Below are 25,861 nucleotides of genomic sequence, written 5' to 3'. Positions count from 1 at the left end.
CGGCCTCGGCCGGCGGCGCGCCCGCCGGTCGCTTCGCGCGTACCCGGGATGACGCGGCGCTAACAGGACGGCAACCAGTCGGCCGGGGTGTCCGGGGTCGATCCCCTTGACGTCGCCGTACCGCGGCGCATGTGGCACCCGGGGGCGGGTAGCCGGGCCTTGAAAGGATTCTGAGGGCGGCGACGACCGGCGGCACCGTGGGGTGCGGCGGCCCGCTGCCGACGACGACACGGAAGGGTTGCGCATGTCGCACGTCGAAGAGTACGTCGAGGTCAACGTTCCCGTACGCACGGCCTACAACCAGTGGACGCAGTTCGAGGAGTTCCCCGCCTTCATGGAAGGGGTCGAACGCATCGACCAGCGCACGGACACACTCACCCACTGGGTGACGAACGTGAACGGTGTACAGCGTGAGTTCGACGCCCAGATCACCGAACAGCTCCCGGACCAGCGCGTGGCGTGGGTGACGGTGGACGGCGAGGCGCGCCAGGCCGGGCTGGTCACCTTCCAGCCGATCGATGCCACCACCACCAAGGTCGTCCTGCACTTGAACTGGATTCCCGCGGGACTGGCCGAGACCGCCGCCGACAAGCTCGGTTTCGTGAGGCGCCAGGTCGCCGGGGATCTGGAGCGGTTCAAACTGTTCATCGAGGCGCGCGGCATCGAGACGGGCGGCTGGCGGGGCGAGGTCTGACGCGCTGAGCCCCTGCGGCCGGGACACGCGCACGGCGGGCTGGCCGCCTGGGCGCGGCCACGTGAGAATGGCGCCATGACCCAAACCCCGGCGACACCTGCGGAGCAGGACGCCGTGCGCGCCGTCCGCGTCGAGCGTGACGGGCCCGTGACGACGGTGGTGTTGTCCCGGGCCGCCGCCCGTAACGCCGTGGACGGGCCGATGGCCCGTCAAATGGCCGACGCTTTCCGCTCGTTCGAGGCGGACGAGGACGCCTCGGTCGCCGTGCTGTGGGGCGAGGGCGGGACGTTCTGCGCGGGCGCCGACCTCAAGGCGGTCGGCACCGAACGCGGGAACCGCGTGGAGCGCGACGGCGACGGCCCGATGGGGCCGACACGGCTGAATCTGACCAAGCCCGTCATCGCGGCGGTCTCCGGTCATGCCGTGGCCGGCGGGCTGGAGCTCGCCTTGTGGTGCGATCTGCGCGTGGTCGAGGAGGACGCGGTCCTCGGGGTGTTCTGCCGCCGGTGGGGGGTGCCGTTGATCGACGGCGGCACGGTCCGGCTGCCGCGGCTGATCGGCGAAAGCCGCGCCATGGACCTGATCCTCACCGGCCGGCCGGTCCCCGCCGCCGAGGCGTACGCCATCGGGCTGGCCAACCGCCTCGTACCGCCGGGGCAGGCCCGGCAGGCGGCGGAGCAACTCGCGCGGGACATCGCCGCGTTCCCACAGCTGTGCCTGCGCCACGACCGGCTGTCCGTACGGGAGCAACACGGACTGGCCGAGTCCGAGGCGCTGGCGGACGAGCTGCGGCACGGCATGGTGCCGCTGTCCGCCGGCGAGACCCTCTCGGGCGCCGCGCGGTTCACGTCCGGGGCGGGACGACACGGTTCGTTCGCCGACTGAGTCGCCCGGCCCCCTCCGGCTCAAGTGCGGGGCGTAGGCTGCGCTCAGCACGGACGCGGTGGGGGGTAGTGCGCATGACGGCTGAGACGGCACACAGGTGGGGGTCGACCCTCGATTCGGTCGTGGTGTACTCGCAGGGCGCGGTATGCCGCCGCCTGGCGCGGGGCAGCGTTCCACCGGACGGTCGGGTGCGGGTGACGGGTCTGCCCCGCTCGCTCGACCCGGCCTCGCTGCGGGCCAAGGTCCTGCGCGCCCCCGGGGTACGCGTCACCGAAGCCCGGCTGGAGATCGAAGCCGAGCCGCTCGACGCCGCCGCACCCCATGGGTTGCGGCGCGAGGTCGAGCGGCTGCGCGACGAGTACGCGGCGGCTCAGGGCCACCGGGACCGGCAACTGGGCCTGATCGAGGAGGTCAGGGGGCTGCGTCCGGTGGCGCCGCGCAGGCGCGAGGACGTGCACCGCCGTACCCCGGTCGACGCCTGGCTCGAACTCGCCGACTTCGTCGACGAGCGGCTGTCGGGACTGCAGACCCGCCTCGTCGAGCTGGAGGACGCACTGCTGCGCGCAGGCCACGAGCTCGCCGTCGCCGCGGACAGGCTCGCCCGTGCCTCCACGGACGCCCCGTCTGCGCATGTGGAGACCACGGCGTGCGCGGTCCTGACCCTCGACTCGAGCGGTGACACGGGCGCGGAGACGGAAGCCGAGGTGGAGGTGGAGGTCGAGTACGGGGTGCCGGGCGCCGTTTGGGTCCCGGGCTACCGTCTCACCCACCGTCAGGGCGACGGCATCGCCCGGCTGGTGCTGCGCGCCTCGGTCGCCCAGCGCACCGGCGAAGACTGGACCGGCGTGCGCATTGCCCTGGCCACGGCGGACCTTCGCCGCCGCACAGACCTGCCGAGGCTCCGCTCGATGCGGATCGGGCGCCGGCAGCCCGCCCCCGCGCCTGCCGGATGGCGCGAGCCGCCGACAGGGCTCGCCGACCTGTTCGCCGGGTACGACGCCGCCGGCGGCGCGCCCCGTCCCGTTCCGCCGCCACCGCCACCGCCACCGCCACCGCCACCAGCACCAGCACCGCAGAGCTACGGTGCGCCGCCCTCCGTGCCCCCGGCGCCCGGCGGCGGGATGCCGGATCGGGCGCAGCCTGCCCGCCCGTCAGCCCGCAGCGGATCCTTCGCGGGAGCCCCCGCACCCATGGCACCAGCGGCTCCCGGTCGGGCCGCACCGCCCTCGGCGCCGGCATCGGCACCAGCACCGGCACCGGCACTGGACGTCGGTCCGCCGCAGCCGAGTGGAGCCGAACTCGACTACGCCTCACTGGTCTTGTGCGGCCCCGACGAGCAGGGACCTCGTAGAGGGAGGCTGTTTCCCGACTCCCCCTTCGACCCGGTGGCGGCCGAGTGCCGGCGCCGCGCCGAAGCGGTGGCCGCGCTGCCGCTGCCCGGACACGCCGTGCGACCGCGCGAGTCGGCGGGGTCCTTCGACCACCGTTTCGACGCCGCCGCCCGCGCCGACATTCCGGCGGACGGCACCTGGCACACCGTCACCGTCGGTGAAGTGCCAGTGGGCTTGCGCACCGAGTACCTCTGTGTGCCGTCCGTCGAACAGACCGTGTACGCGACGCTGGTGCTCTCCAACGCGACCGACCAGGCACTGCTGGCCGGTCCGGTGGAGGTCATCGTCGACGACGACTTCCTGCTGACAACCGCACTGCCCACGCTCGCTCCCGGCGGTGTCTGCCGGGTCGGGCTCGGGCCGGCCGAGGGCATTCGGGTCACCCGCCGCACGAACCTGCACGAGTCGACCTCGGGGCTGCGGTACAACATCACCGTTCTCGACCACCGCGTCCACGTGGAGCTGGCCAACCAGCTCGCGCGCCCCGTCACGGTCGAGGTCCGCGAGCGGGTGCCGGTCACCTCCGAAGCGGACGTCCGGATCGAGGAACGGGCCGACTGGACGGCGCCCGAGGAAGGCGTGGAGCCCGAACGCCACGCGCCGGGCACCCGCCTTTGGCGGGTTGACCTGCCCGTGGGCGGCACCGCCGGCCTCGACGGACGCTACGAGATCCGCTTCCCGGCAGCCAAGGGGCTGGCCGGCGGCAACCGCAGGAGCTGAACACCGTCATGTCCACGGCCCCGCAGCCGATCGCCCTCCCCGTCACAGCCGTCACCTGCATGGAGGACCGCGCGCACATCGAGCGGGCCGTCGTGCTCCAACTCGAGGCCGGGGTCCAGCGCCTGCGTCTCGGTCCGGTCACCGCGCTGGCGGTCGACCGTACCCTCCACGCCGAGCTGACCGCCGATCACCCCGCAACCGTGCTCGACGTACGGATCGTCCGCACCTGGGTGCCCCGCGGGCCGCTGCCGTCCGCCGAGGACGACTCCGCCCTGCGCCGACGCGTGCACACCCTCGAAGAGGATCGGACTTCCCTGCGACAACACGGCGACCGGCTGCACACCCGCCTCGACCTGCTCGGCCGCCTGACCGCCGATCTCCTCCGCGAGATCGGCGAGGGGGCGGGCCGCGGGGAGACGGACGGGGCCCGCTGGACCCGCGAACTGGACCGGCTGGACGCCGAGCGCGACACTCACGCCGAGCAACTGCGCACCGTGGAGGCCCGGCTGGCCACACTCGACGCCGAACTCGGTGAGGTCCGGCGGGCCATGGCCCTCGCCGAGGAGGAGCCGGCCGAGTTGGTCGGCCACATCGAGCTGACCGTGCAGGCGTCGGCGGCCGGGCCCGTCGGGCTGCGGCTGACCCACCTCACACCGTGTGCTCTGTGGCGGCCGGCCTACCGGGCCGAACTCGCCGGGGATTCCCTGATGTTGGAGACCGATGCAATGCTCTGGCAGCGCACCGGCGAGGACTGGTCGGACGTACGGCTGACGCTGTCGACGGCCCGGTCTGCGGCGGCCACGGACCCACCGCGGCTGACCGAAGACCGCCTGACGCTCCAGGACCGCACCACCGCGGAGCGCCGCACGGTCGACGTCGAGCTGCGCGAGGAGGAGATCGGGCAGCTCGGCCCGGCCCCCGTGCTCGGCCTGCCGGGGGTGGACGACGGCGGCGAAGCCCGCGTGTTGAGCTGCCCCGGGCCGGTCTCGGTGCCCGCGGACGGTCGCGCCCACCGGGTGTCCCTCTCCGTCTTCACCGCGCCCGCGGCCGGCGAATACGCCTGCTCACCCGAGCTGTCGACGCTGGTTACACAGGTGGTGCGGTTCGACAACCGGTCCGGCCATGCGCTGCTCGCCGGGCCCGTCGACCTGGTGCGCGGCGGCGGATTCAGCGGCCGCGGCACGCTGGACTTCACCGCTCCCGGCGCCCCCGTCGAACTCGCCTTCGGCAGCCGCGACGACCATCGCGTGGTCCGGCTCGCCCAGGAGTCCCGCGATTCCGTCGGGATCACGCAGCGGACCGTGGTCACCCGCACGATCCGGCTGCACGTGTCCCGGTTCTCCGCCCCTGGAGAGCAAGGCGAACGGGTCGTGGTCCTCCGAGAGCGGATCCCGGTCTCCGAGGTCTCGGCGGTGGAGGTGCGCCTGCGCCGGGAGGCCTGTTCCCCGGTGCCCGACGGGGTCGACGCCGAGGGGATCGCCCACTGGGCCGTCGCCCTCCCGCCCGGCGGCCGCCGCACGGTCACCCTCGTCTACGAGCTGACCGCGAGCGCCAAGGTCGCGGGGGTCTGAGCGGGCGGCCGGATTTCGCATTACTGCGGCGTGACGGGGGAGATCTTCGCGGCGTGGACGGTGAGCCGCCCTATCCGCGTTTCGTGGTTCGACGCCGTCGTGCTGTGGTCCGCGATGCCGTCCGGCTTGGCGTCGTGGAGGTGCCACGTGGTGACCGGGGTCGGCGAATCCGGGACCATTTCCTCGATCGTGACGTCGCAGGACTCGGCCAGGCCCTCCGCCGAGAGGGCCCACTCCTGCGCCCCGGGAACATCGGTGAGTACGCAGTCGTCCAGGGTGAGCGTGAGCTCCTGTCCGGGAAGGCCAAGGCCCCCTTGGGGGCCGAGGCCCGAGATCTGCGCACAGGTGAACCGCTCTCCACTGACGGTGACGGAGTAGCTGCGGGATGCTTTGTCAACAGAATCGGTCATGCGTGGCGCCTGCCCAGCCCGCGCGGTCCCAGACACCAGCCCGTCAGCGATTCCCGTCCCGACTGCGGACGGTCCGAGGGACGGCTCCCCGCACATGCCCCCGTCGGCCGGTCCTCTATCGAGCCCGGTCCTCCGTCGCCGAACCGGGACGAGCGGCATGACGGTGACGGGCCCTGTGACGGCTCGGCCGCGCCGCGGCGGAAGCCGCTTCCGGGGGCCGGTCGGGACCGGCTGTCGGCAGGGAGGGGTCCGGGCGGGGCCCGAGCATGAACTCCTCGTACCGGCCGAGGGCGAGGACGGCGCACAGGAGAGCGGGTAGGAGCAGCAGCGCGGTGATGAACATGGGTGTCCCTTCGGCAGCCTCTCCCCCGCGCATGCCCCCGACCTGCCGTGGCACGCAGCCGACGCCGAGCCTTTCAGCCGGAGCAGCTCCAGGATCCGGGCCGTACGGTAGGCCGGGCCGGCCGCGCCGCGCCGCGCGCCAAAGCTTCCCCGGCGCGGGCGGACGCCCTGGCGACATCGTTCTCCACGGGCTGTCCGCCGTACGGCCGCGGTGTGGCCTGCGCGGCCGCCGAGCCGGGCTTAGCGTGGCAGGGGAGGGAGAGCCACCGCCATGCGAACGGCAGAGGGCACGTCACGGCAGGAAGGTCAGCCATGGGCACGGTGCACGAACCTGAGGGCCCCCGATCGCCGGACGGGGACACCGGTCCGGTGGACGCCTTCGAGGTGGTCTTCGCGGCCTCGGACGGAATCGGGGAGGACGTGGTCCGCATGACCCGCACCAGCGCGGCGGGGCCGGGCGGTCACCCCGTCTACGAGGACGCCACCGGCATCGTCAGGGCGGAGATCAGCGGGCAGGGCGAGGTGCGCGTACTGGCGACCGGGGGCGGCCAGGAGCCCGCCCGCGTGCTGCGGGCCCGGGCCGTCGCCTGACGCCCGGACCCTGAACACGCCCGCCCACGGCCTAGCGGTCCCCGAGGAGGCCGTCGAAGAACTCCCAGTCCAGGCACTCCGCCTCGGTACCGGCCGGAACCACCTCCCACGTGTCCTCCAGCCAGGACCGCAACTCGGCCCGGTCCAGCGTGAAGAGGGCGGGCGGCCTGCTCCCCAGCCGCAGCAGCACCTGCCCCGCCCGGCCGGGCCCGGCCGTGGGCTGGATCCGCACATCTCCTTCGCCCGTCAGCGTACGGACGCCCCGGGCGAGGAGGTCTCGGCCGAGCACCCAGGTCACGTCGGACCGGCCCGCCCGCGCGTGGAAGGTGACCTCGACGTCCAGGGGGGCGTCGGGGCGCCACCGGAACGTGGCCCGGAGAGGGAACCGCAGCCGCGTCCGGTGTTGATGGATCTCGATCGTCCGGGTCAGGTCGTGCTCGGCGACGGAGGACCGGAGGGCCATGGTGACTCGTTTCTGCGAGAGGGCGGACCGGCAAGCCGGCCAGAGAGAGGTCCTCTGCCCGGAGGGGCACCGGGAAAGCACTGGCGCCCTTGCTCGCGTCTGTTCACTCGTGCCCATCCCAAACGACCATCCCCTGTCCCGGTTTTCGGCGGTGCACGCATCACCGGCCCCGTTTCCGAGCCCGCAGACGTGTGGCCGGCGTCAGCCGACCTGGATGCCGATCACGCAGGTGTCGTCGTCCGTGTCGGAGCGGCTCTCGGCGAGGAGGCGGTCCAGCTTCCGGTCCAGGTCTCCGGCGCCCGCGGCCGCCGCGTTGACCAGGTGGCCGAGCGAGTCCTGCACCGAGGAATCGCGTCGTTCCACGAGCCCGTCCGTGAACATGAGCAGGGTGTCGTCCCGTTCGAGCTGTACCTCTCGCTCGACGTACGCCACATCGGGGAGGGCGCCGAGGAGCAGGCCCTCGATGAGCGGGAAGACCCGGGCCTCGCCGTCGCGGACGAGGACGGGCGGCAGGTGGCCGGCGCGCGCCCAGCGCATCACCCGCGTGGCGGGGTCGAAGAGTCCGCAGACGGCGGTGGCCGTTACGTGCTCGGCCAGGTGGTGGGTGACCGTGTTGAGCCAGGACAGCAGCTGAGCCGGCCCGGCTCCCGTGACGGCGAGGCCCCGCAGTGCGTTCCGGAGGACGACCATGCCGGTGGCGGCCTCGATGCCGTGTCCGGCGACGTCGCCCACGGACAGCATGATCAGCCCGGAGGGCAGGACCACGGTGTCGTACCAGTCGCCGCCGACCAGCGACTCGGTCTCGGCCGGCCGGTAGCGGACGGCGACCCGCAGGCCCGGCGCCTCGATGGCCGGCGGCGTGGGCGGCATGATGGCGTGCTGGAGCTGGAGGGCGAGCCGGTTGCGTTCCGCGGACTCGGCCTCGGTGTGGGCGAGTTGGTCCCGGGTGGCGGCCAGGGCGACCTCGGTCCAGTGCTGGGCGGAAATGTCCTGGTAGGCGCCGCGGACGGCGTACAGGCGCCGGTCGGCGTCGAGGACCGGCTCGGCCACGACACGGATGTGGCGGGTGATCCCGTCGGCCCGCTGGAGGCGGAGGTTGACGGATGCGGGACGGCGGTGGCGCAGCACCGCGCGCAGGAAACGCCCCAGGGCGGCGGAGTCGTCGGAGTGGGCGTAGCCGGGCAGCTCCCGCAGCGGCACGGGCGGCGCGGTCGCCGGCAGTCCGTGCAGCGCGTACAGCTGCGTGTTCCAGGTGACCTCGCCGGTGACGAGGTTCTCCTCGAAGCCGCCGATCCGGCCCAGGCGCTGGGCGTGCTGGAGGAGGTCGGCCAGGCGCGCCGTCTCGTCCTCGACGCGCCAGATCAGCAGGACGGCCGCGCCGTGCCGGCTGACGCTGATGTCCGCGACCGAGGTGAGGGGGATCTGGTCGACGAGCGCGGTCAGGCTCATGCGTTCGGCGCGGAAGGGTTCGCCCGTCGCGTGCACGCGTTCGATGATGTCGAACAGTCCGCTCTCGCCGGCGGCCATGGGATAGGCCTCCAGCAGCAGCGCTCCGTTCACTTCGCCGCGCGGCCGCCCCACGGGGTCGACGAACCGGCTGCTGACGTGGCGGATGCGGAAGTCGGTCAGCCGGCCTTCGGGATCGGGTACCGGGGTGAGCACCACGGCGGGGTCGTGGAGTCCCTCGGCCAGGTCGATCAGCTCCGAGACGTCCGGGGGCACCGCCTCGGGAGCAGCCGGGTCGCACGGGGGCGAGATGTCCATCGTGCGGGCGCACAGCTCCGCGATGGCCTCGACCTGGCGCTCGATCTGCTGGGACTGGGGGGCGAGGGGCTGCGGCCAGCAGATTTCGAGGACGCCGTGTATCCGTCCGCCGGTCCCGGCCGGTGCGGCCATCCGTCCGCCGTCGGGCCAGTGGAGGTGGCCGATCGAGGGAAGTCCGGCGCGCCCCAGGCGGGCGAGGCCGACCAGCCGCCGGTCCCGCAGCGCGAGGCGGGCGACGGTGGAGACGCCCGGGGGGACGTGGCGCCAGCGCGCGGCCTCCCCCGGCGGGAATCCGGCGTGGCCCGCGAGGGCCAGGGAGCCGTCGGGCGCCGCGGCCCACACGGCGACGGCAACCGCTCCCAGCGGCCCCAGTGCGTTCGTCAGGAGTGACTCGGCCACCGCCTGGGTGTCGGCGGCGGCGGCCAGCACACCGCTCTCGGCGGTGCGCAGCCGTACCGCCATCGTGGTCGCCCGTGCGGACGGCTGGGACGGCTGTCGCGTGCCGGCGCGCTCGACGAACTCGGCGGCCACCTCGCTGACGTGGTCGCGTGCAGCCTGGTTGACGATGTCGGCGGCGAGTTCGAGCGGGGACATCCCGGTCTCGCGGCACAGCTCGTCGAGCTGCCGTGCCGCCGCGGCGGGAGTGCAGCTCAGCTGTCCGATCAGGATGCCCTTGGCCAGTTCGACCAGGGCCCGGCCGTCCGCGGCCGCGTGCGCCTCCCGCACCTGGCGGCGCAGGCGATCGACGGTGGCGACCAGGCGCCCGAGAGGGGCCGGAGTCCGGTGCGGGAGGGCGTCTCGGGAGGGCTCCTCGACCTTCTCTCCCGGGTACCGCGCGTCCTCGTGCTGTTGTGCGTCGGGCGTGTTCACCGTGCTGCCGACTCCTTGCTGGGACGGTGGTGGCTCCGCTGTCCGGGCCCGGTGGGGCGCGGGCGCGCGGACCCTGCCGACGGGGCGGCGGTCATCTCGTGAGCCAGGGCCGGACGCGGGCGATGAGGTCGTCGGCGTCGACCGGCTTGGTCACGTAGTCGCTGGCCCCCGCGGCGAGGCTCTTCTCCCGGTCGCCGGGCATCGCCTTGGCGGTGACCGCGATGATCGGCAGACCGGCGTAGGCCGGCATCCGCCGGATTTCCGCGGTCGCCGCGTAGCCGTCCAGTTCCGGCATCATCACGTCCATCAGGATCAGGTCGATGCCCTCGTTGTGGGTGAGCATCTCGATGCCCTTGCGCCCGTCTTCCGCGTGGAGCACGCGAACACCATGCAGTTCGAGTAGGCCGCTGAGGGCGTACAGATTGCGCGCGTCGTCGTCCACGACGAGGACGGTACGTCCGGCCAGATCCGCGTCGAGCGGGTGGGCGGTCCGCTGCGGCTCCGCGCTCCCCTGGACGAGGGCCTTCGCACCCACCGGCTGGTCTGCGGAAAGGTGCAGCACGATGCGCTCCCGCAGCTCGTCGAGACTCGTCAGCAGTTCCAGGTGGCGTGACGCGGCCCGCTCCCGCAACGCCTGCTCCTGGCCCGTCTTCAGACGGGAGTTGTCGTGCGCGAGGACCGGTAGGGAGGAGAGCGCCGGGTCCCCGTCGAGCGCGTCGAGGAAGCGCAGGGCTTCGCCGCCGGGCATGTCGAGTTCGAGGACGACGCAGTGGAAGGAAGCCGATGCCAGGGCCGCGGCGGCTTCCCGTGAGCTCGTGGCGTTGACCACCTGGATGCCCCCGCGGTCCCCGGCCGGTTGGCGGTTGGGAGCGAAGTCCCGGTCGGCGCTCTCGGCGACGAGGGAGAGCAGGCCTCCCTGTCGTTCTTCGATCACCAGGAGGCGGCGGGCCGCCCGCTGCGGCGGAAGGGCGATACCCGCACGGCCCCTTTGGGGGGTCTCGGTTTCGGCGGCGCCGTGCGAGGCGGGCGCCGGAGCGTCGGCGCGGGCGGCCTCTTCGTGGTCCGGGCGGCCGACCGGCAGGTAGAGGGTGAAGGTGCTGCCCTGCCCCGGTGTGCTCTCCGCGGTGACGGCGCCGCCGAGGAGTTGGGCGATTTCGCGGGTGATGGAGAGCCCGAGGCCGGTACCGCCGTACTTGCGGCTGGTGGTGCCGTCGGCCTGCTGGAAGGCGCCGAAGACGGATTCCAGCTGCTGCTCGGGGATGCCGATGCCGGTGTCCCGTACCCGGAAGGCCACCAGGGGCCCGCGGCCGGCGAATCCGGCGGGGACCTCTGGACCCGTCGCCGGTTCGATCCGCAGCTCGACGCCGCCGCGTTCGGTGAACTTGACCGCGTTGGAGAGCAGATTGCGCAGGATCTGCCGCAGCCGCGAGTCGTCCGTGTGCAGGTCTCCCGGGGCGTCGGGGGCGGTGGTGACGGTGAAGTCGAGGCTCTTCTGCGTGGTCATCGGGCGGAAGGTGGCCTCGACGTATTCCAACAGCTGCGGCAGGTGCACCCGCTCGGGGGTGATGTCCATCTTTCCGGCCTCGACCTTCGACAGGTCGAGGATGTCGTTGATCAGCTGGAGCAGGTCCGAGCCCGCCGAGTGGATGACGCCCGCGTACTCGACCTGCTTCGGGGTGAGGTTGCGGGCGGGGTTCTGGGCGAGCAGCTGGGCGAGGATGAGGAGGCTGTTGAGCGGTGTGCGCAGCTCGTGGCTCATGTTGGCCAGGAACTCGGACTTGTAGGTGGAGGCCAGCGACAACTGCCGGGCGCGGTCCTCCAGTTCCTGCCGGGCCTGTTCGATCTCCAGGTTCTTGGCCTCGATGTCACGGTTCTGGCTGGCGAGCAGGGCCGCCTTCTCCTCCAACTCGGCGTTGGAGCGTTGGAGTTCCACCTGCTGGACCTGGAGTTCCTCCGAGCGGGCCTGCAGTTCGCCGGTGAGTCTCTGGGACTCGCCGAGGAGCTCGTCGGTGCGGGCGTTGGCGACGATCGTGTTGAGGTTGACGCCGATGGTTTCCATCAACTGGCCGAGGAAGTCCCGGTGGACGGGGGTGAAGGTCCCGAAGGAGGCGAGCTCGATCACTCCGAGGACCTGGTCGTCCACCACGATCGGCAAGATGATCAGGCTGCCGGGGGTGGTGTGGCCGAGGCCCGAGGAGATGACGTAGTCGCCGGGGACCTGGTCGGTGAAGATGGCGCGGTGACTGCGCGCGGCCTGCCCGACCAGGGATTCCCCCAGGGCGAAGCCGATGCCGCCGGCGCCGGCGGGGCGCCCGTAGGAGCCGACCAGGGTGAGGACGGTGCCGTGGGGGCCGTCCTCGGCGAGGTAGAAGGCCCCGTACTGGGCGGCGACCAGCGGTGTCAGCTCGTCCATGATGAGTTCGGCGACGACGGCGAGGTCGCGGTGGCCCTGCATCAGGCCCGAGACGCTGGCCAGATTGGTCTTGAGCCAGTCCTGTTCGTGGTTGGCGCGGGTGGTCTCCCGCAGCGATCCGACCATCGAGTTGATGTTGTCCTTGAGTTCGGCGACCTCGCCGGAGGCGTCGACCGTGATCGAGCGGGTGAGGTCGCCCTCGGCGACCGCGCTGGCGACCTCGGCGATGGCCCGGACCTGGCGGGTCAGGTTCCCGGCCAGTTCGTTGACGTTCTCCGTCAGACGTTTCCACGTGCCGGAGACGCCCTCCACTTCGGCCTGGCCCCCGAGTCGGCCTTCGCTGCCCACCTCGCGGGCGACGCGCGTGACCTCGGCGGCGAAGGAGGAAAGCTGGTCGACCATCGTGTTGATGGTGGTCTTCAACTCCAGGATCTCGCCACGGGCATCCACGTCGATCTTCTTCGACAGATCACCGTTGGCCACGGCCGTCGTGACCAGTGCGATGTTGCGGACCTGTCCGGTGAGGTTGTTCGCCATGGAGTTGACGTTGTCGGTGAGGTCCTTCCAGGTGCCCGCCACGCCGCGGACCGTGGCCTGGCCACCCAGGTTTCCCTCGGTGCCGACTTCGCGGGCGACCCGGGTGACTTCGTCGGCGAAACCGGAGAGCTGGTCGACCATCGTGTTGATGGTCTCCTTCAACTCCAGGATCTCCCCGCGCGCGTCCACCCGGATCTTCTGCGTCAGGTCGCCCTGGGCCACCGCTGTGGTGACCTCCGCGATCGAGCGGACCTGCGCGGTCAGATTGTCGGCCATGACGTTGACCGATTCCGTGAGGTCCTTCCAGGTACCGGAGACCCCCTTGACGTCCGCCTGACCGCCGAGCCTGCCCTCGGTGCCGACCTCCCGGGCGACCCGGGTGACCTCGCCGGCGAAACCGGAGAGCTGGTCGACCATCGTGTTGATGGTCTCCTTCAACTCCAGGATCTCCCCGCGCGCGGTGACGTCGATCTTCTGGGAGAGGTCTCCCTTGGCCACGGCCGTCGCGACCTGGGCGATGGACCGAACCTGGGCCGTGAGGTTTCCGGCCATGGAATTGACCGAATCCGTGAGGTCCAGCCACGCGCCCCCGACGCCCGGGACGTCCGCCTGACCACCGAGCGTTCCCTCGGTGCCCACTTCGCGTGCCACCCGCGTCACTTCGGACGTGAACAGCGACAGCTGGTCGGCCATCCCGTTGAAGACCGTGGCGATCTCGCCGAGCAGCCCGTCCGCCGTTTCGGGCAGCCGCGTACGGAAATCCCCGTCCCGCACGGCTGTCAGGCCGGCCAGCAGCCGGCGCAGCTCCGATTCGCCGATCCCGTCCTGGCAGGGAAGCGCAGCCGACCCGCTCGGTGACTCCACGTCCGTCCGCTCAGCCATCCCGCCCACCTCACTCTAGACATCGACCGCTCCGGCGCACGTCGGTAAAGGCCGGCACCACCGAATGGACCATAAGGCACACCCGATCACTCGGAGGCATCGCTTCCGCGGACTGCTGCGGGAGCAGCGGGTGCTTGCCCAAGCTGCGGGTAGACGAATCGGTGACGAACGACACAACCGATGAAGTGGGGTGAGGGCATTGGCGGTCAAGGCAGTGGGCTGGGCACGCTCGTTTCCGGTTTCGAAGGGAGTGCGGGCGGCACGGCAGTGGACCGCCTGGCACCTGGCGTCGCTCCCGTGGAACGACTCGGCTGCGGACACGGTGCATTCCGTGCTTCTGAGCGTCTCCGAGCTCGTCACGAACACCCACCTGCACGCGGCGTGCACCGCGCACCTCGTGCTGACGTGGGACGGCAGCTGCCTCCACGTGAGCGTCGCAGACTCCGATCCCGGGCTGCCCATCCCGCGCGCGGCCGACGCCGGCGCCGCGGGCGGCCGGGGGCTGGGAATCGTCGCCACCCTGGCCGACTCCTGGGACGTCCACTCGTTCCACGGCGGCAAGGCGATCACCGCGTGCTTCCGCCCCCGGGGCGGACCCCCTCCCCGCCCCGGCCGACCTCCCGACCGGGGCGGTGCCCGCCCGTCATGACGCGCGGACGGCGTCCTCGACGTTCGGGTGCAGGGAGAGAACCGTATCGGCGCCCGTCAGGGCGAAGAGGCGGCGGAGCTGATCTCCCGGAGCGGCGATGCGCAGGGTGGTGAGATGGTGCACCCGCAGCAGCAGGTTCAGGAACGACGAGTCTCCGAAGGTGACGGAACCGGCGTCCAGCACCACCAGCCGGTGCTGATCCGCGGCAGAGGCGAGCGCTTCCTCCAGCGGGCCCAGCGTGTCCTGGTCGAGCTCGCCGTGCGCGGCCACCACCCACCCGGCACCCGCCAGGTAGCTGTCCTTGATCACGCCTTCACCGTTCGTGTCCCTAGCTCCGGTCATGTCCCGCGCCTCCCCGGATCGTCACCTGTACGGCCTCCGCAAGGGAGTATGCCTGCTCATCGACCGGACGGGGCCGCCCCCAGGTCGCGGTACACGGGCGGAGGTGGCCGACGCCCCTGTCCGCCGGAGGCCGAACGCCCGATCTTCGGCGAGGGCGTGTAGGACCGCGGGAAGCGGGCAGGAGCGCCCGAGCAGCCGTCAGTCAATCGGGAGGGAACGGCCACCATGTCTCGCTCGGCCACCGCCGTAAGCCCCATTCGTGCAACAGACGTGCAGATTCGTGCAACGGACGTGCAGACCGCCCCCGCTGTGCCGGGCACGGTGCAAGCCCCGGCGCAGGACCTGGCACTGCCCGAGGTGAAGAACGCCGGGGAGATGGCGCCCGCCGACGCACGCAAGCTTTCGAAGCTCTTCTTCGGGCGCCTTCGCGCCCTGGAAGAGGGCACCCGCGAGTACCAGTACGCCCGCAACACGCTGATCGAGATGAACCTCTCGCTCGTCCAGTTCGCCGCGCGTCGTTTCCGCTCCCGAGCCGTCGGTGGCGGCCTCGACATGGACGACATCATCCAGGTGGGAACCATCGGCCTCATCAAGGCCATCGACCGCTACGATCCCGAGCGCGAGGTCGAGTTCTCCACCCTCGCCCTCCCGTACATCACCGGTGAGATCAAGCGCTACTTCCGCGACACCACCTGGGCCGTACACGTCCCGCGGCGCCTCCAGGAACTGCGCATCGAGCTCGCCAAGGCCCAAGAGGCCCTGACCGACGTCCTGGGCCGCGCACCGACGGTCAAGGAAGTCGCCCAGCACCTCGAACTGACGGAGGAGCAGGTCATCGACGGGCTGGTCGCCGCGAACGGCTACACGAGCGGTTCCCTGGACGCCGCCGACAGCGACGAGCCGTCGACGACGGGCCGGGCGACCCGGCTGCCGGCGGACCGGCTCGGTGAGGTCGACCCGGCAATGGAACTCTTCGAGGACTTCCACATCCTCGCGCCCCTGCTGGAAGAGCTGGACGAACGCGACCGGCTGATCCTGCACTTGCGCTTCGGCCAGGACAAGACCCAGGCCCAGATCGGCGCCGAGCTCGGCATCTCGCAGATGCAGGTCTCGCGTCTGCTGTCCCGGACCCTGACCCGGCTGCGTGCCGGAATGCTCTCGGAGTAGGCGGCTGCCATGCCATCGCCTCACCGACACGACGGGTCCGTCCCGCCCAAAGGCGCACCGGCGCTCTACGACGACGTCGTCTGGGCGGACGCGGTCGTGCGGTGCGCGAACACGGGGCCGGGGGCGACTCCGGCGCTGACCGCCGAGCCTTTGCGCGACCGTCCCGGCGCCCTCCTGAGCGGCAGCTGCGACCTCGACACCCGGCCGATACTCCGCGCGGCGCTCGGCGTCGTCACCCGGATCCCCGGCCGGGTCGTCCACCTCGATCTCTCCGCCGTGGCCTTCCTCGACACGGCGGCGGTCGCCGCCCTGGTGCAGGCCACGGCCACCGTTTCCGGGCAGGGGCGTCGCCTGCTGCTCCACCACCCGCCCTACTCGCTCCGCAAGGTAGTGGAGATGTTCCCGGACGAATGTGCCGCGCTGGAGGTCGCAGCATGATCAACCTTCCTGCGTCCACGACCTCCGGAGCCTTCGTCCACCCTGCCCTCTTCTACGAGGGTCAGGCGGAATACCTGGCAGGCGTCGGCGGGTTCGTACGTACCGCACTCGCGGCCGACGAGCCGGTGCTCGTGGCCGTGCCCGGTGCGCGACTGGACGCCCTGCGCGAAAGCCTCGACGTGGGCGCGGCCGAGGTCACGTGGACGGACATGACGCGATTGGGCCGCAATCCCGGCCGCATCCTGGCCGCCTTGCAGGATTTCGCGGACCGACACGCAGGCCGGTCCGCCCGGATCGTGGGCGAGCCGATCTGGCCCGGCCGCTCGCGGGCCGAGGTATTGGAAGCCACGCGCCACGAAGCCCTCATCAACACCGCTTTCGCGGGGCGGCGGGCCACCATCCTGTGCCCGTACGACGTCCAGGGCCTGCCGGCCGCGGTGGTGTCCGATGCCCGGCGCACCCACCCCACGCTGATCGAGAAGGGCGAGGACCTGCTCAGCCCGGACTACGCCGATGCCTCGGCGGTCTGCGCCGACTGCGATCACCCCCTGCCGGAACCCGACGGGGCCGTTCCCCGGCTCGAGTACGCCCACGGACAGCTGGGCGAGGTGCGCGCGTACGCCGAGGCCTGGGCCCGCGGCACGGCCCTGAGCGCGGCGCGGCGGGGCGATCTCGTCCTCGCGGTCAGCGAGGCCGCCGCCAACTCCCTCTCCCACGGGGACGGGAAGGGCACACTGCGACTGTGGAGCGCGTGGAACTCCGCCGGCTCCGGGGTCGTGGCCGAGATCCGCGACGGCGGCCATCTGGCCGATCCGCTGGCGGGGCGCCGCCGCCCCTCGCTGGCGTCACCCCATGGAGGTCGCGGCCTGTGGATGATCCATCAGCTGTGCGACATGGTGGAGATCCGCGCCTCGGCCGACGGCCTCACGCTAAGGCTGCACATGACAGCCCCGTGAGAGCGTCGGTCGCCTAGACTGCACGGACTTGCTCTGGTGTCCTCGTTCCCGGGTCATGGGCGGGCTCCAGGACACCGGGGCCGTGAAGTCGTCGGCCGCGCCGGCCGGGGCCACGACGGTTCCCGCGAGCAGTGATCAGTGTCAACGGAGTGATCAGTGTCAACGGTGGGGGGTAAGAGACCACAGTGGAAACCATCGGGCCGGAAGCACGCGATCCACTGCGCGCCGGGCCTTCCGTCACGGGGCAGCGCCGTCGACTGGCCCTGTCCGGCGTTCGCGGCCACGTGGCCAAGGGCCGCGACTTCACGCACCAGGCCTTGCTGGACTGGGGCTGGGACGGGACCGAGACCTCCGAGGACGTCCTGCTCCTCGTGTCCGAACTGCTGACCAACGCGTCGCTGCACGCGGGTGGCTGCATCGAGCTCGCGCTCACGGCCGGCGAAGTCCTGCGGATCGAGGTCTTCGACGGCACGACGACGCCGCCCCGCCGCCACCCGTCCCCACAGCGGGGCCTCCCGGGCGGGCACGGCCTGTACATCGTGGAGCGCATCTCCGATCGCTGGGGCACCCGCACCCATGAGAACGGCAAGGCCGTCTGGGCCGAGATCGAGGCGTCCCGGCTGGTTTCGGGCAGGTCCACGGGCCGCTGACCCGGGTGAGCCGACCTGGCCTACGACCACCGGGTCCTGGCCCCGGGCGGCGGTGCCGAGGCCGCCCTCCTCGGTTGGTCAGGAGCGGAGGCGGAGTCCGATCTCCTTCTCCTGGTCACCCGAGACGGTTCCGGTGTCCTCGATGGCGAAGTGCCCGGCAAGCGCGGCATGCACCCGCTCCACCGCGCGGGGGCCTCCCTGCAGGGTGACGCTGACCGTGTCCTTCAGCCGGACGGCGGTCTCCCGCCGCTCCGCCGGCTTTGCCGCGTCGAGGGTCGCACTCCACACGGTCGCGCCCCCACCACCTTCCGTCGGGCTGCCCTCAACGGCCTCCGCGGGGAACGAGTGCTCTAGCAGGTCGAGGACGGTGCGAGCGTCCTCCGGCGAGCAGTCGCCGACCGCCACCACCACTTCGGCCGCCGGGTTGTCGTTGTCCTGGCTGTCCATGGGCTGCCACCTCTCTCGTGTCATGCAGTTCGGTACGGAACCGGGCATGCAGGGGGGACTCGCCCGTGCGGTCAGATCCTGTCGCGCTTGCCGTGGAGGGAGTCCTTGATACCGCGGGCCCGCTCGTCGGACTCGCTCACCGCTGCCCGCGCCTTGCCCTTGGCGTGGGGTCCCCGATGGGATCAAACAGACGAAATCTAACCATTGTGTGCGTCGGGGTCGGCAGTTGCCGCGCCGCATGCGGAGAGCGCCGGCCGGGCGCCGAATTTTCCCGGCGTTCTTGTTTGAACCCCCGGTTCGAGGCCATACGCGTGAATGACGGCGGGTCGCCGTTCGAGCGGGCGGTGACCCTCCGAGATCGGCGGCCGCGCGCCCTGTCCCGTCCCCCCGGGCACTGCGTGCGGCCGCCCTCGTGCGCCACCAGCGTCACCAGCGCCGCTACCGCCCGCGGGCGGGCGGGCGGGCCACGAAGCAGAGACGGTCCTCCCCCAGCCGCCGGCGGGCCAGGCACACGCCTCAGCCGCGGCCGCGTCCTGGTCGACATCCGCGCAAGCATCACACCCGCCGCCAGGCAGCCATGGCCCAGGAGAACACGCCGAACAGCACCAGGCCGGTCGCGACGACGACCAGCAGCCACGGCCCGGCGGGGGTCTGCGCGAAGGAGCGGAGCGTGTCGTCCAAGCCCTTGGCCTTCCCCGGGTCGAAGGACACGGCGGCGTAGACGAGGATTCCACCGGCGGCCGTGAACACGGCGCCGCGTGCGAGGCCGCCGATGACCCCGAGCGCCTCCACGCCCTGGCGGACGCGCTCGGGCAGGTGGCCGATGTCCATCTCCTCGCGGAAGCCGAGCCGGGCCGCGCCCACGATGATCACGATGCCGCCGATGGCGATGGCGATGCCGGCCAGCGCCACAAGCCATTGACCCGCCGGGGCGTCCAGCACCTTGGCCGTCACGTCCCGCGACTGCTCGTCGCTTGAGCGGCCGCCGCCCGCGCCGACGGCGAAGGACAGTACCGAGAAGGCCAGCACCGCATAGAAGACAGCGCGTGCGGCGGACGCGACGCGCTTGGTGAGCTTCCGTCCGTCAGGTCCGGCTGCGCCGAAGACCGCCTCCGAGAGCCGCCACAGCGTCATCGCCAGCAAGCCGATGCCGATGACCCACACGAGCACCCGTCCGTAGGGGCGCCCGGCGAGCTCGCTGAGCGCCCCCGAACGGTCGGCCTCCTCCCCGGTGCCCCCGAACGCGATCTGCAGGGCCAGCAGGCCCACCAGTACGTACAGCACCCCGCGCGTGGCCAGGCCGCACCGGGCGGCCACGGCCACTACCGCGTGCGTGCCGTGGGTCCGGGTTCCGCTGGTGGATGCCTCCATGAGTCACCCTTCCTGAAGGTCTCCCCCGCGACGCCTGCCCGCTCTGGCCCGCGCCATGCGAAGCCGCGCCGGGCCCACAAGTCGTCGAGCAGCAGCTGAGCACGTTGCTTGTACACGGGGCGCGCTCCGATTGCCTCGGCGGCCACATACGCAAAGACGCCCGGCGGGGAGGTCCCTGCCGAGCGTTTTCGTGCGTCTGCTGCTGGTGTTGGTGGCTCAGTACCAGTGGTTGGCGGACCAGAAGTTCCAGGCCTCGACCGGGCTGCCGTAGCGCTCGTTCATGTAGTCCAGGCCCCACTTGATCTGGGTGGCCGGGTTGGTCTTCCAGTCCGCGCCCGCGGACGCCATCTTCGACGCCGGCAGGGCCTGGACCAGGCCGTACGCGCCGGAGGAAGCGTTGGTCGCGGTGTAGTCCCAGCCGCTCTCGTGCGAGATGATCTTGTCGAAGGCGGCGAACTGGGCCGGGTCCTTGATCATCTGCTGCGCGATCGCCTTGGCGCTCATCGGGGCGGCCTGCGCGGGAACCGCGGCAAGCATGGAACCGGCGACGCCCAGGGCGAGGACGGTACCCGCGAGGGTCTTCTTCGAGGCGGCGATGCGGCGGATGACGGCGTTGGACACGGATTGACCTTCCGAAGGCGACAAGGACGGTCGCGGGCATGCCGAAGACATGCGTGAGCCACTCACGCGAAGGAGAGGGGTTCGTCGGCGGCGGGTGAAACACCCTGCCGCCCTGCGACTCATCCAGTTCTACAGACGCCCCCACCCCCTGGCAACGAGCCCGCTTACTAGCGGCCCTCGCAGCCGGGGCGGAACGACCCCCTCGGGCGCAGGTCGTGGTTTCCGCAGGTGACGGGCGGCGCGAAGGGGTGCGCATGGGGCGGTAAAGGACTACTAGCCCGGTTCGTATGTGACCTGGGTCCTGTGGGGCGGCTCACCGCCGCAGGCCCCGAATCTCACTAACAGTGACCGCCACTCACCTTCGAGAAGCCCAGCCGGGTGTCCGGATTACCCCGAAATCGAATGGGATGTGGGGGGTGGGGGTTCCTTCCTTACGGCCGCCACGGTCGCCAACAGCTGTGGCGTGCGCCCCCTGCAGTTCGTGCCGTCAGGCTGTATGGGCAGCCGCCACCCCCTACGAGCCGAAAGCAGACCGCCGTGATTCGTCTTCCCGCAGACCCGGACCCGACCGTGCTCCACCCGTTTCCCGACCAGCCTCGTGTGGTCCTGCTGAAGCCGCTGGTGACGTCGCCGCTGATCGAGGCCGGAGATTACTCGTACTACGACGATCCGGAGGATCCGACCGCGTTCGAGACCCGCAACGTGCTCTACCACTACGGGCCGGAGAAACTGGTCATCGGGAAGTTCTGCGCGCTGGGCACCGGGGTGCGGTTCATCATGAATGGCGCCAACCACCGCATGGACGGACCCTCCACATTCCCCTTCCCCATCATGGGCGGCTCCTGGGCCGAGCACTTCGACCTGATCACCGGACTGCCAGGCCGGGGCGACACCGTCGTCGGCAACGATGTCTGGTTCGGCTACCACACCATGGTGATGCCCGGGGTTCGCATCGGGAACGGCGCGATCATCGCTTCGGGCGCCGTCGTGGTCGACGACGTCCCCGACTACGCGATCGTCGGAGGGAACCCGGCCAAGGTCATCCGCACCCGCTACCACGACGACGACATCGCCCGCCTGCTCGAGCTCGCCTGGTGGGACTGGCCCGTCCCCCACCTGACGCGGCACATCCGCGTCATCATGTCCGGCACCGTCGACGACCTCGAAAAGGTCGCACCACGAGGCTGAGCGATCAGCCCACTACCGGCAGGCCGGGCCCCTGGTTCAGCGGCTCAGAAGCGGTTGCTCCGGACCGGGCCCGCTGAACGGAGTGCGACGCGCGGACCCTGGAGCCAGAGCGGGGCAATGCCGGCGGCGAAGGCGCGGAAGGCCGCGTCGGAGTCCGCGTCCGCGGGAGCGGAGCCGTCGCCGGGGTCGGCCTCGGCCGCGTCGGCCGTGACGATGTCGCGGGCGATCGCCTCCTGCGGCCGGGAGTCCGCCTCGCTGCGACCGTCCACACCCAGCTGCTCGCCCCAGGGCTCGGAACCGACCTGCCGTTGTAGACCGCTGAAGTCGGCCGGAACCGTGCCGGGTTCGGTCCACCGGGTCGCGTGCTCGTACAGGACCTGACCGGGCGCGCGGTCACGGAGTCCGACCTGGACGTCCTCGTCGTGCGCGCTCAGGTCGTAGGCCACGAGCAGGGTGCCCGGACGGTCCGGGTCGTACGGCACCAGCTCCAGACCCAGGATCTCGGCCGCCGCCAGGGCGAGGATGGCGTCGGAGCGACCCGGGAGGGCGCTCACCGCGTCCGGGCGGTGACCGGCCGCCTCCAGGGCGGCCGACAGGCGGTCCAGGCCGCGCCGGCAAGCCTCGTAGCTGTCGCTCAGGTAGGCGTAACGGCCCGTCATGACCTCGAAGCCGTACGGGGAAAGCGTGCCGAGCAGTGTCCCCGTCAGCGCGAACTGCCAGCCGCGGAGGTCCGTGGCGTCCAGCCGAGCCACCCGGGCGGCGGCCTCGGCCCGGTCGAGCATCCGGCGCAGCCGGCCGTACGCCCAGGTCCAGGTGTCGTCGTCGGGTGCGGGCAGGCCCACTGCCCGGTCGCGGGCGGTGGCGAAGTCGCCGGAGAGCAGGGCGTTGTACGCCACCAGGTACTGGCCGGGCCACGGCTCCAGGAGGGCTTCGTGGCGCAGGAGTTCTCGCGTCGCCTCGGCGTGCCGGTCCTCCGCCTCCAGCGCGGCGACCAGCTCGGACAGGATCCGCCGGGCGGAGCCCGGGGCCAGGCGCAGCGCCTCGCGCATGGCCGGTACGGCGGCGAAGGCTATGCCGTGCTCGATGCACAGGTAGCCGAACTCGTAGAGCCGGCGCGGGTCGCCGGGCTTCCGGGCGGCCTTCTTGGCGGCCTTGGCGAGGTCGTCGAACCCGACGGCCTCGGCGAGCGGGCGGACTTCGGCCGCGAGGTCGCCGAGAGCGGCCGTGTCGGTCAGGGGGCGCAGGGCTCGGACAGCGCCGGGTATGTCGCCGGAGGCCACGTGGCGCCGGACGTCGTCAAATGCGTTGCTCATCGCCCCTGATCATGGACGATGGGCGGGACCGGACCAAATGGATTTCGCGGCGGGTTCGGCCAGGTATGGCGACGAGTTGCCGGCCGGGTGCGGCGCGATCTCCTCGGGTACGGCCTCGGGGTGCTCGCACAGTTGGTCAATGGCGGGCAGGATCGGCGATGAGGCGTAGGCCGGCACGGTTCAATCGCCCACCGTGTCCTCGGCCTCCCAGCGCAGCAGGTCGCCCGGCTGGCACTTGAGCACCTCGCAGAGCGCGGCGAGGGTCGAGAAGCGCACCGCCTTGGCGCGGCCGTTCTTGAGTACCGCCAGGTTGGCGGGAGTGATCCCCACGCGGTCCGCGAGCTCCCCCACGGACATCTTCCGCTTGGCCAGCATCACGTCGATGTCGACGGCGATCGGCATCAGATCACCTCGTCCAACTCGGCCTGCATCTGCGCGGCTTCGACGTCGCGCGCGACGGCCTGAGCGAGCAGCATCCGCAGCACGAGCACGATGAGGGCGACCCCGAGGATGGCCACGCCGACCCCGCCCATGATGACGGTGACACCCGGGTCTTCCCGCTGGCCCGGCGCATTGATGGCCGTGACCGCGAACCACACGAGGGCGGCCGCCACGATCGCGCCGATCACGCCGTCCACGTACCGGAAGGCGGCGTGGGAGAACACGGTGCCGCGTCGCACCATCGTCACCAGCCGCCACACGCAGACCAGGGCGACCTGCGCCGACACCATGCCCAGGATCGTGATCAGGCGCAGCGGGGTCAGCGGGAGCGACCCGTCCTCCGGGTCCGTGGCCAACGCCCACACCATCAATGCCTGTACGAACACCGTGCCGACGAGCACCACCACGAGCACGGCACGCAGCGCTCCCACTGTCAGCTTTCCCATATCCCCAACCTTCCATCGAATTACAATGAGAATCTATCGATTTTCGATAGGCGAGGCAAGGGCTGGGACAGAGGATGAGGGGGCCGACAGCATGTCCGTACGACTCGTGACGATCTTGAAACGCCGTTCGCCTCCCCCCGCAGCCCTGCTCACCGCCGGTCGCGAGGCCTATGCCCAGGCCGTCACGATCCTCGACGGAGCCGAGGTGTCGCGGGTGGAGTTCGCCTCGTGGCTGCATTTCGGCGCGAAGGTGCTGGGCCACGACGCCTACGCCGACCTGGTCGCCGAAGCCGAACCTGAGCGGGGACGCCAACGTCGAGGTCCACGAGGCCCCGGACGGCCGCCTCCTGCTGAAGCTGTGGTCGCAGTGGACCCGGGAACGCCGGCTCGATCCGGCCACCGGCCAACGACTCCCCGCGCCGGCGGAAGGCGAGTTCACCGAGCGGCCGCACGACGCCGCCGTCGAGTGCTCCGTCGAGGGGCCCGTCCTCTTCGACCCGGACGACGACCACGGCTTCCACCAGCCCGGCACCCGGGAAGAGCCCACTCCCCCTCCCCGGGAGCCGGCCGTGACGGCGGGGCTGCCGACGTGGTTCGCCGCCGGGGTCGCCACGTTCACGCCGGCCTGGGCCGACGGGAAGGCGCACGGGCTGGAGCCCGACGAGAACGGCCTGCTGCACCTGGGCACCTTCGACCTGGCGTACGCCGACACCGGCCGGGTGCTCGTCCACCCCGAGACGGGCGCGGTGTCGATGCTCTGCGACGGCGAGGGGCCGTTCCCCTTCGCCCGGGACACCGAGACCTTCGTGCGGCTGCTGGAGACGTGTACCGGTTCATGGGCGCCTGCTGGAACTCATACCCGGGCGAGAACGGCAAACGGGACTTCCTGCGCGAGGTTGCCGCCCTCGAACCGCTCGCGGTCGACGAGGGATCGCCCGCGGAAGACGTCTGGGGACACCCGTTCGCGGCCATCGTCGAACTCAGCCCGTGTGGCTTCTGACACCGGACACCCCTGCAAGGGGTACTCGGTGTTCGACCGCGGGCTGCCCCATCAGTCGGCGGCCCGGCGCTTGCCCCGTTGGCGGCGCGGGTACGGGAAGAGTCTCGGCGAGCGCTTGGCGGCCACGTCCTCGACCCAGCCGAAGGTCAGCACCAGCAGGCCGACCAGCGGGATGGCCACCAGCAGCGTGAACCACTGGCTGGCCAGCAACCACTGGAAGTTGGCGTAGACGAAGGGGACGCTCCAGAGGGGGTCGATCAGCGGGATCGCGGCCACCAGCGCGACCTGGTGCCAGAGATAGACGCTGACGGCGCGCGAGTTGAGCAGGCTGACGAGGCCGTTCCAGCGTTCCAGGGGCCTCGGCCACTGTTCCCAGGACGGGCTGACGTGGAGCAGCATGGCGACGAAGCCGAGGGACCACAGGGCCTGGGCGATCGGCCAGGCCTCGATGTCGGTCGGTTGGGACGGATCGACCGGCCGGGTCTGCAGGTACCAGAGGCCGGCCACCATGATCAGCGGCGCGATGGACGGCACCACGTACTGAGGGATCTTCTTGAGCAGTCCCTCCTGGTGAGCCATGCCGAGGATCCAGCAGGAGCCGAACATGGTGAAGTCGTTGGCGGTCTCCCAGACCCGGCCGTAGATGAACTCCTGGTCGACGAAGAACGTGTTCATGACGATCAACACCGCCAGCGGCGTGAACAGCGTCACCACCGGGAACTTGCGCAGTGCCCAGAGCATCAGCGGCGAGAGCAGCACGTACCAGAGGTAGGCCCGGAGGTACCAGAGCGGGACGATGATCTGCTCGGCCCAGGTCTGTTCCACGTGGTGGTGGAGACCGGCCAGCTCCTCCCCGAACGGCGGGGTGCTCAGTGGCAGGATCCAGAACGCCAGCTTGCCCCACCACCAGTTGGGGTGGCCCTCGGAGTCGGGGCCCCAGCCGTCGACTATCTGGAGTGTGATCACGATCGCGCCGAACAGCCACATCGGCGGCAGGAGGCGGCGCAGTCGGCCGCGGATCACGCCGAGGGCGGGACGGCTGAGCGAGCGGGTCATCAGGGAGCCGGCCAGCGCGAACATCACGCCCATGGACGGGAAGACGAGGGGCAGCCAGAACCAGCCGAAGTTGTGGTAGAGCACCACACGGCCCAGCGCCAGCGCGCGCAGCAGGTCGAGATAGCGGTCCCGGCCGCCCTTGCGCTGGACCGGTGCCTCCGGCTCCGGCTCCTGCCGAAGAACGGCGGGGACTCTCAACTGGACGGTGTCGTAGGCGCGCCCGGACTCGACGGATGCGGTCAT

At 71.5% G+C, this 25,861-nt stretch carries 24 protein-coding genes; 12 read left to right on the top strand and 12 right to left on the bottom strand.

Going from position 1 to position 25,861, the window contains the following annotated elements:
• The first annotated feature begins 244 nt into the window (after positions 1-244).
• From ACFV9H_RS22840 to ACFV9H_RS22825, 4 genes are all read left to right on the top strand, one after another.
• Positions 245-694 (top strand): SRPBCC family protein, encoded by a 450-nt coding sequence (locus tag ACFV9H_RS22840; RefSeq protein WP_385401146.1) that lies wholly within the window; start codon positions 245-247, stop codon positions 692-694.
• Positions 695-769: 75 nt separating this feature from the next.
• The gene (locus ACFV9H_RS22835) at positions 770-1,579 is read left to right on the top strand and encodes a crotonase/enoyl-CoA hydratase family protein (RefSeq protein ID WP_385401143.1); all 810 of its coding nucleotides are present in this window, start codon (positions 770-772) and stop codon (positions 1,577-1,579) included.
• 74 nt (positions 1,580-1,653) lie between these two features.
• The gene (locus tag ACFV9H_RS22830) at positions 1,654-3,690 is read left to right on the top strand and encodes a DUF4139 domain-containing protein (RefSeq protein ID WP_385401140.1); all 2,037 of its coding nucleotides are present in this window, start codon (positions 1,654-1,656) and stop codon (positions 3,688-3,690) included.
• Between the two features lie 8 nt (positions 3,691-3,698).
• Positions 3,699-5,261 carry a mucoidy inhibitor MuiA family protein gene (locus ACFV9H_RS22825; protein ID WP_385401137.1) on the top strand — a complete coding sequence of 521 codons (1,563 nt, stop codon included), beginning with the start codon at positions 3,699-3,701 and terminating at the stop codon, positions 5,259-5,261.
• 20 nt (positions 5,262-5,281) lie between these two features.
• On the opposite strand, the gene ACFV9H_RS22820 is transcribed toward ACFV9H_RS22825, so the two are convergent.
• Positions 5,282-5,671 (bottom strand): hypothetical protein, encoded by a 390-nt coding sequence (locus tag ACFV9H_RS22820; protein WP_385401135.1) that lies wholly within the window; start codon positions 5,669-5,671, stop codon positions 5,282-5,284.
• Between the two features lie 654 nt (positions 5,672-6,325).
• Here ACFV9H_RS22820 and ACFV9H_RS22815 point away from each other — a divergent pair.
• Positions 6,326-6,604: a DUF6296 family protein gene (locus tag ACFV9H_RS22815; protein ID WP_385401132.1), complete on the top strand. Its 279-nt coding sequence runs from the start codon at positions 6,326-6,328 to the stop codon at positions 6,602-6,604.
• A gap of 31 nt (positions 6,605-6,635) precedes the next feature.
• Here ACFV9H_RS22815 and ACFV9H_RS22810 read toward each other — a convergent pair whose 3' ends face one another.
• The 3 genes from ACFV9H_RS22810 to ACFV9H_RS22800 all read right to left on the bottom strand — a co-directional run bounded on the left by ACFV9H_RS22810 (position 6,636) and on the right by ACFV9H_RS22800 (position 13,533).
• On the bottom strand, positions 6,636-7,067 hold the full coding sequence (locus tag ACFV9H_RS22810; protein WP_385401129.1) for an SsgA family sporulation/cell division regulator: 432 nt from the start codon (positions 7,065-7,067) through the stop codon (positions 6,636-6,638).
• Between the two features lie 201 nt (positions 7,068-7,268).
• Positions 7,269-9,701, bottom strand: coding sequence for a SpoIIE family protein phosphatase (locus tag ACFV9H_RS22805; protein ID WP_385401126.1), 2,433 nt, complete (start codon positions 9,699-9,701; stop codon positions 7,269-7,271).
• Between the two features lie 91 nt (positions 9,702-9,792).
• Entirely contained in the window at positions 9,793-13,533 is a 3,741-nt protein-coding gene (locus tag ACFV9H_RS22800) for a HAMP domain-containing protein (protein WP_385401123.1), read from the bottom strand.
• A gap of 190 nt (positions 13,534-13,723) precedes the next feature.
• Here ACFV9H_RS22800 and ACFV9H_RS22795 point away from each other — a divergent pair, with 190 nt between their 5' ends.
• Positions 13,724-14,182 (top strand): ATP-binding protein, encoded by a 459-nt coding sequence (locus tag ACFV9H_RS22795; RefSeq protein ID WP_385401121.1) that lies wholly within the window; start codon positions 13,724-13,726, stop codon positions 14,180-14,182.
• Here ACFV9H_RS22795 and ACFV9H_RS22790 read toward each other — a convergent pair.
• On the bottom strand, positions 14,177-14,524 hold the full coding sequence (locus tag ACFV9H_RS22790) for an STAS domain-containing protein (RefSeq protein ID WP_385401118.1): 348 nt from the start codon (positions 14,522-14,524) through the stop codon (positions 14,177-14,179). The two genes, ACFV9H_RS22795 and ACFV9H_RS22790, sit on opposite strands and share 6 nt — an antisense overlap.
• 225 nt (positions 14,525-14,749) lie before the next feature.
• Here ACFV9H_RS22790 and ACFV9H_RS22785 point away from each other — a divergent pair, with 225 nt between their 5' ends.
• The 4 genes from ACFV9H_RS22785 (at position 14,750) to ACFV9H_RS22770 (ending at position 17,735) form a co-directional block, all read left to right on the top strand.
• Positions 14,750-15,691 carry a SigB/SigF/SigG family RNA polymerase sigma factor gene (locus tag ACFV9H_RS22785; protein WP_385401117.1) on the top strand — a complete coding sequence of 314 codons (942 nt, stop codon included), beginning with the start codon at positions 14,750-14,752 and terminating at the stop codon, positions 15,689-15,691.
• 9 nt (positions 15,692-15,700) lie between these two features.
• Complete coding sequence (locus tag ACFV9H_RS22780) at positions 15,701-16,129, top strand: STAS domain-containing protein (RefSeq protein ID WP_385401115.1); 429 nt, start codon at positions 15,701-15,703, stop codon at positions 16,127-16,129.
• The gene (locus ACFV9H_RS22775) at positions 16,126-17,085 is read left to right on the top strand and encodes an anti-sigma factor RsbA family regulatory protein (RefSeq protein WP_385401113.1); all 960 of its coding nucleotides are present in this window, start codon (positions 16,126-16,128) and stop codon (positions 17,083-17,085) included. The genes ACFV9H_RS22780 and ACFV9H_RS22775 overlap by 4 nt, the downstream gene beginning before the upstream one ends.
• Before the next feature lie 185 nt (positions 17,086-17,270).
• Positions 17,271-17,735 carry an ATP-binding protein gene (locus ACFV9H_RS22770; protein ID WP_385401110.1) on the top strand — a complete coding sequence of 155 codons (465 nt, stop codon included), beginning with the start codon at positions 17,271-17,273 and terminating at the stop codon, positions 17,733-17,735.
• Between the two features lie 78 nt (positions 17,736-17,813).
• Here the strand turns inward: ACFV9H_RS22770 and ACFV9H_RS22765 are convergent, their stop codons facing one another.
• The 3 genes from ACFV9H_RS22765 to ACFV9H_RS22755 form a co-directional block, all read right to left on the bottom strand.
• Entirely contained in the window at positions 17,814-18,182 is a 369-nt protein-coding gene (locus tag ACFV9H_RS22765) for a hypothetical protein (protein WP_385401108.1), read from the bottom strand.
• 555 nt (positions 18,183-18,737) lie between these two features.
• A complete protein-coding gene (locus ACFV9H_RS22760; protein ID WP_385401106.1) occupies positions 18,738-19,553 on the bottom strand; it encodes a DUF1206 domain-containing protein in 816 nt (271 codons plus the stop codon).
• A gap of 216 nt (positions 19,554-19,769) precedes the next feature.
• Positions 19,770-20,225 carry a transglycosylase SLT domain-containing protein gene (locus tag ACFV9H_RS22755; RefSeq protein WP_385401104.1) on the bottom strand — a complete coding sequence of 152 codons (456 nt, stop codon included), beginning with the start codon at positions 20,223-20,225 and terminating at the stop codon, positions 19,770-19,772.
• Between the two features lie 486 nt (positions 20,226-20,711).
• Between ACFV9H_RS22755 and ACFV9H_RS22750 the strand changes: the two genes are divergently transcribed.
• Complete coding sequence (locus ACFV9H_RS22750; RefSeq protein ID WP_385401102.1) at positions 20,712-21,362, top strand: CatB-related O-acetyltransferase; 651 nt, start codon at positions 20,712-20,714, stop codon at positions 21,360-21,362.
• A gap of 44 nt (positions 21,363-21,406) precedes the next feature.
• Here the strand turns inward: ACFV9H_RS22750 and ACFV9H_RS22745 are convergent, their stop codons facing one another.
• The 3 genes from ACFV9H_RS22745 to ACFV9H_RS22735 form a co-directional block, all read right to left on the bottom strand.
• Positions 21,407-22,675: a hypothetical protein gene (locus ACFV9H_RS22745; protein ID WP_385401099.1), complete on the bottom strand. Its 1,269-nt coding sequence runs from the start codon at positions 22,673-22,675 to the stop codon at positions 21,407-21,409.
• A gap of 180 nt (positions 22,676-22,855) precedes the next feature.
• The gene (locus ACFV9H_RS22740; RefSeq protein WP_385401096.1) at positions 22,856-23,077 is read right to left on the bottom strand and encodes a helix-turn-helix domain-containing protein; all 222 of its coding nucleotides are present in this window, start codon (positions 23,075-23,077) and stop codon (positions 22,856-22,858) included.
• Entirely contained in the window at positions 23,077-23,562 is a 486-nt protein-coding gene (locus ACFV9H_RS22735; protein ID WP_385401094.1) for a DUF2975 domain-containing protein, read from the bottom strand. The genes ACFV9H_RS22740 and ACFV9H_RS22735 overlap by 1 nt, the downstream gene beginning before the upstream one ends.
• Before the next feature lie 823 nt (positions 23,563-24,385).
• On the opposite strand from ACFV9H_RS22735, the gene ACFV9H_RS22730 reads away from it, so the two are divergent.
• Complete coding sequence (locus tag ACFV9H_RS22730) at positions 24,386-24,562, top strand: hypothetical protein (protein WP_385401092.1); 177 nt, start codon at positions 24,386-24,388, stop codon at positions 24,560-24,562.
• 51 nt (positions 24,563-24,613) lie between these two features.
• Here ACFV9H_RS22730 and ACFV9H_RS22725 read toward each other — a convergent pair whose 3' ends face one another.
• Positions 24,614-25,861, bottom strand: a complete 1,248-nt coding sequence (locus tag ACFV9H_RS22725; protein WP_385401089.1) for an acyltransferase — start codon at positions 25,859-25,861, stop codon at positions 24,614-24,616.

Source organism: Streptomyces sp. NPDC059874, from assembly GCF_042731135.1.
Taxonomy (GTDB): Bacteria; Actinomycetota; Actinomycetes; order Streptomycetales; family Streptomycetaceae; genus Streptomyces.
The sequence above is the reverse complement of the archived record's forward strand: the minus strand, read 5'-3'. Positions and strand labels throughout refer to the sequence as shown.

What these genes read in the sequence shown, in the direction of transcription:
- ACFV9H_RS22840 (WP_385401146.1), top strand. Translation starts at nt 245, where the DNA reads ATGTCGCACGTCGAAGAGTACGTCGAGGTCAACGTTCCCGTACGCACG.
- ACFV9H_RS22835 (WP_385401143.1), top strand. Translation starts at nt 770, where the DNA reads ATGACCCAAACCCCGGCGACACCTGCGGAGCAGGACGCCGTGCGCGCC.
- ACFV9H_RS22830 (WP_385401140.1), top strand. Translation starts at nt 1,654, where the DNA reads ATGACGGCTGAGACGGCACACAGGTGGGGGTCGACCCTCGATTCGGTC.
- ACFV9H_RS22825 (WP_385401137.1), top strand. Translation starts at nt 3,699, where the DNA reads ATGTCCACGGCCCCGCAGCCGATCGCCCTCCCCGTCACAGCCGTCACC.
- ACFV9H_RS22820 (WP_385401135.1), bottom strand. Translation starts at nt 5,671, where the DNA reads ATGACCGATTCTGTTGACAAAGCATCCCGCAGCTACTCCGTCACCGTC.
- ACFV9H_RS22815 (WP_385401132.1), top strand. Translation starts at nt 6,326, where the DNA reads ATGGGCACGGTGCACGAACCTGAGGGCCCCCGATCGCCGGACGGGGAC.
- ACFV9H_RS22810 (WP_385401129.1), bottom strand. Translation starts at nt 7,067, where the DNA reads ATGGCCCTCCGGTCCTCCGTCGCCGAGCACGACCTGACCCGGACGATC.
- ACFV9H_RS22800 (WP_385401123.1), bottom strand. Translation starts at nt 13,533, where the DNA reads ATGGCTGAGCGGACGGACGTGGAGTCACCGAGCGGGTCGGCTGCGCTT.
- ACFV9H_RS22790 (WP_385401118.1), bottom strand. Translation starts at nt 14,524, where the DNA reads ATGACCGGAGCTAGGGACACGAACGGTGAAGGCGTGATCAAGGACAGC.
- ACFV9H_RS22785 (WP_385401117.1), top strand. Translation starts at nt 14,750, where the DNA reads ATGTCTCGCTCGGCCACCGCCGTAAGCCCCATTCGTGCAACAGACGTG.
- ACFV9H_RS22780 (WP_385401115.1), top strand. Translation starts at nt 15,701, where the DNA reads ATGCCATCGCCTCACCGACACGACGGGTCCGTCCCGCCCAAAGGCGCA.
- ACFV9H_RS22775 (WP_385401113.1), top strand. Translation starts at nt 16,126, where the DNA reads ATGATCAACCTTCCTGCGTCCACGACCTCCGGAGCCTTCGTCCACCCT.
- ACFV9H_RS22765 (WP_385401108.1), bottom strand. Translation starts at nt 18,182, where the DNA reads ATGGACAGCCAGGACAACGACAACCCGGCGGCCGAAGTGGTGGTGGCG.
- ACFV9H_RS22760 (WP_385401106.1), bottom strand. Translation starts at nt 19,553, where the DNA reads ATGGAGGCATCCACCAGCGGAACCCGGACCCACGGCACGCACGCGGTA.
- ACFV9H_RS22755 (WP_385401104.1), bottom strand. Translation starts at nt 20,225, where the DNA reads ATGTCTTCGGCATGCCCGCGACCGTCCTTGTCGCCTTCGGAAGGTCAA.
- ACFV9H_RS22745 (WP_385401099.1), bottom strand. Translation starts at nt 22,675, where the DNA reads ATGAGCAACGCATTTGACGACGTCCGGCGCCACGTGGCCTCCGGCGAC.
- ACFV9H_RS22740 (WP_385401096.1), bottom strand. Translation starts at nt 23,077, where the DNA reads ATGCCGATCGCCGTCGACATCGACGTGATGCTGGCCAAGCGGAAGATG.
- ACFV9H_RS22735 (WP_385401094.1), bottom strand. Translation starts at nt 23,562, where the DNA reads ATGGGAAAGCTGACAGTGGGAGCGCTGCGTGCCGTGCTCGTGGTGGTG.
- ACFV9H_RS22725 (WP_385401089.1), bottom strand. Translation starts at nt 25,861, where the DNA reads ATGACCGCATCCGTCGAGTCCGGGCGCGCCTACGACACCGTCCAGTTG.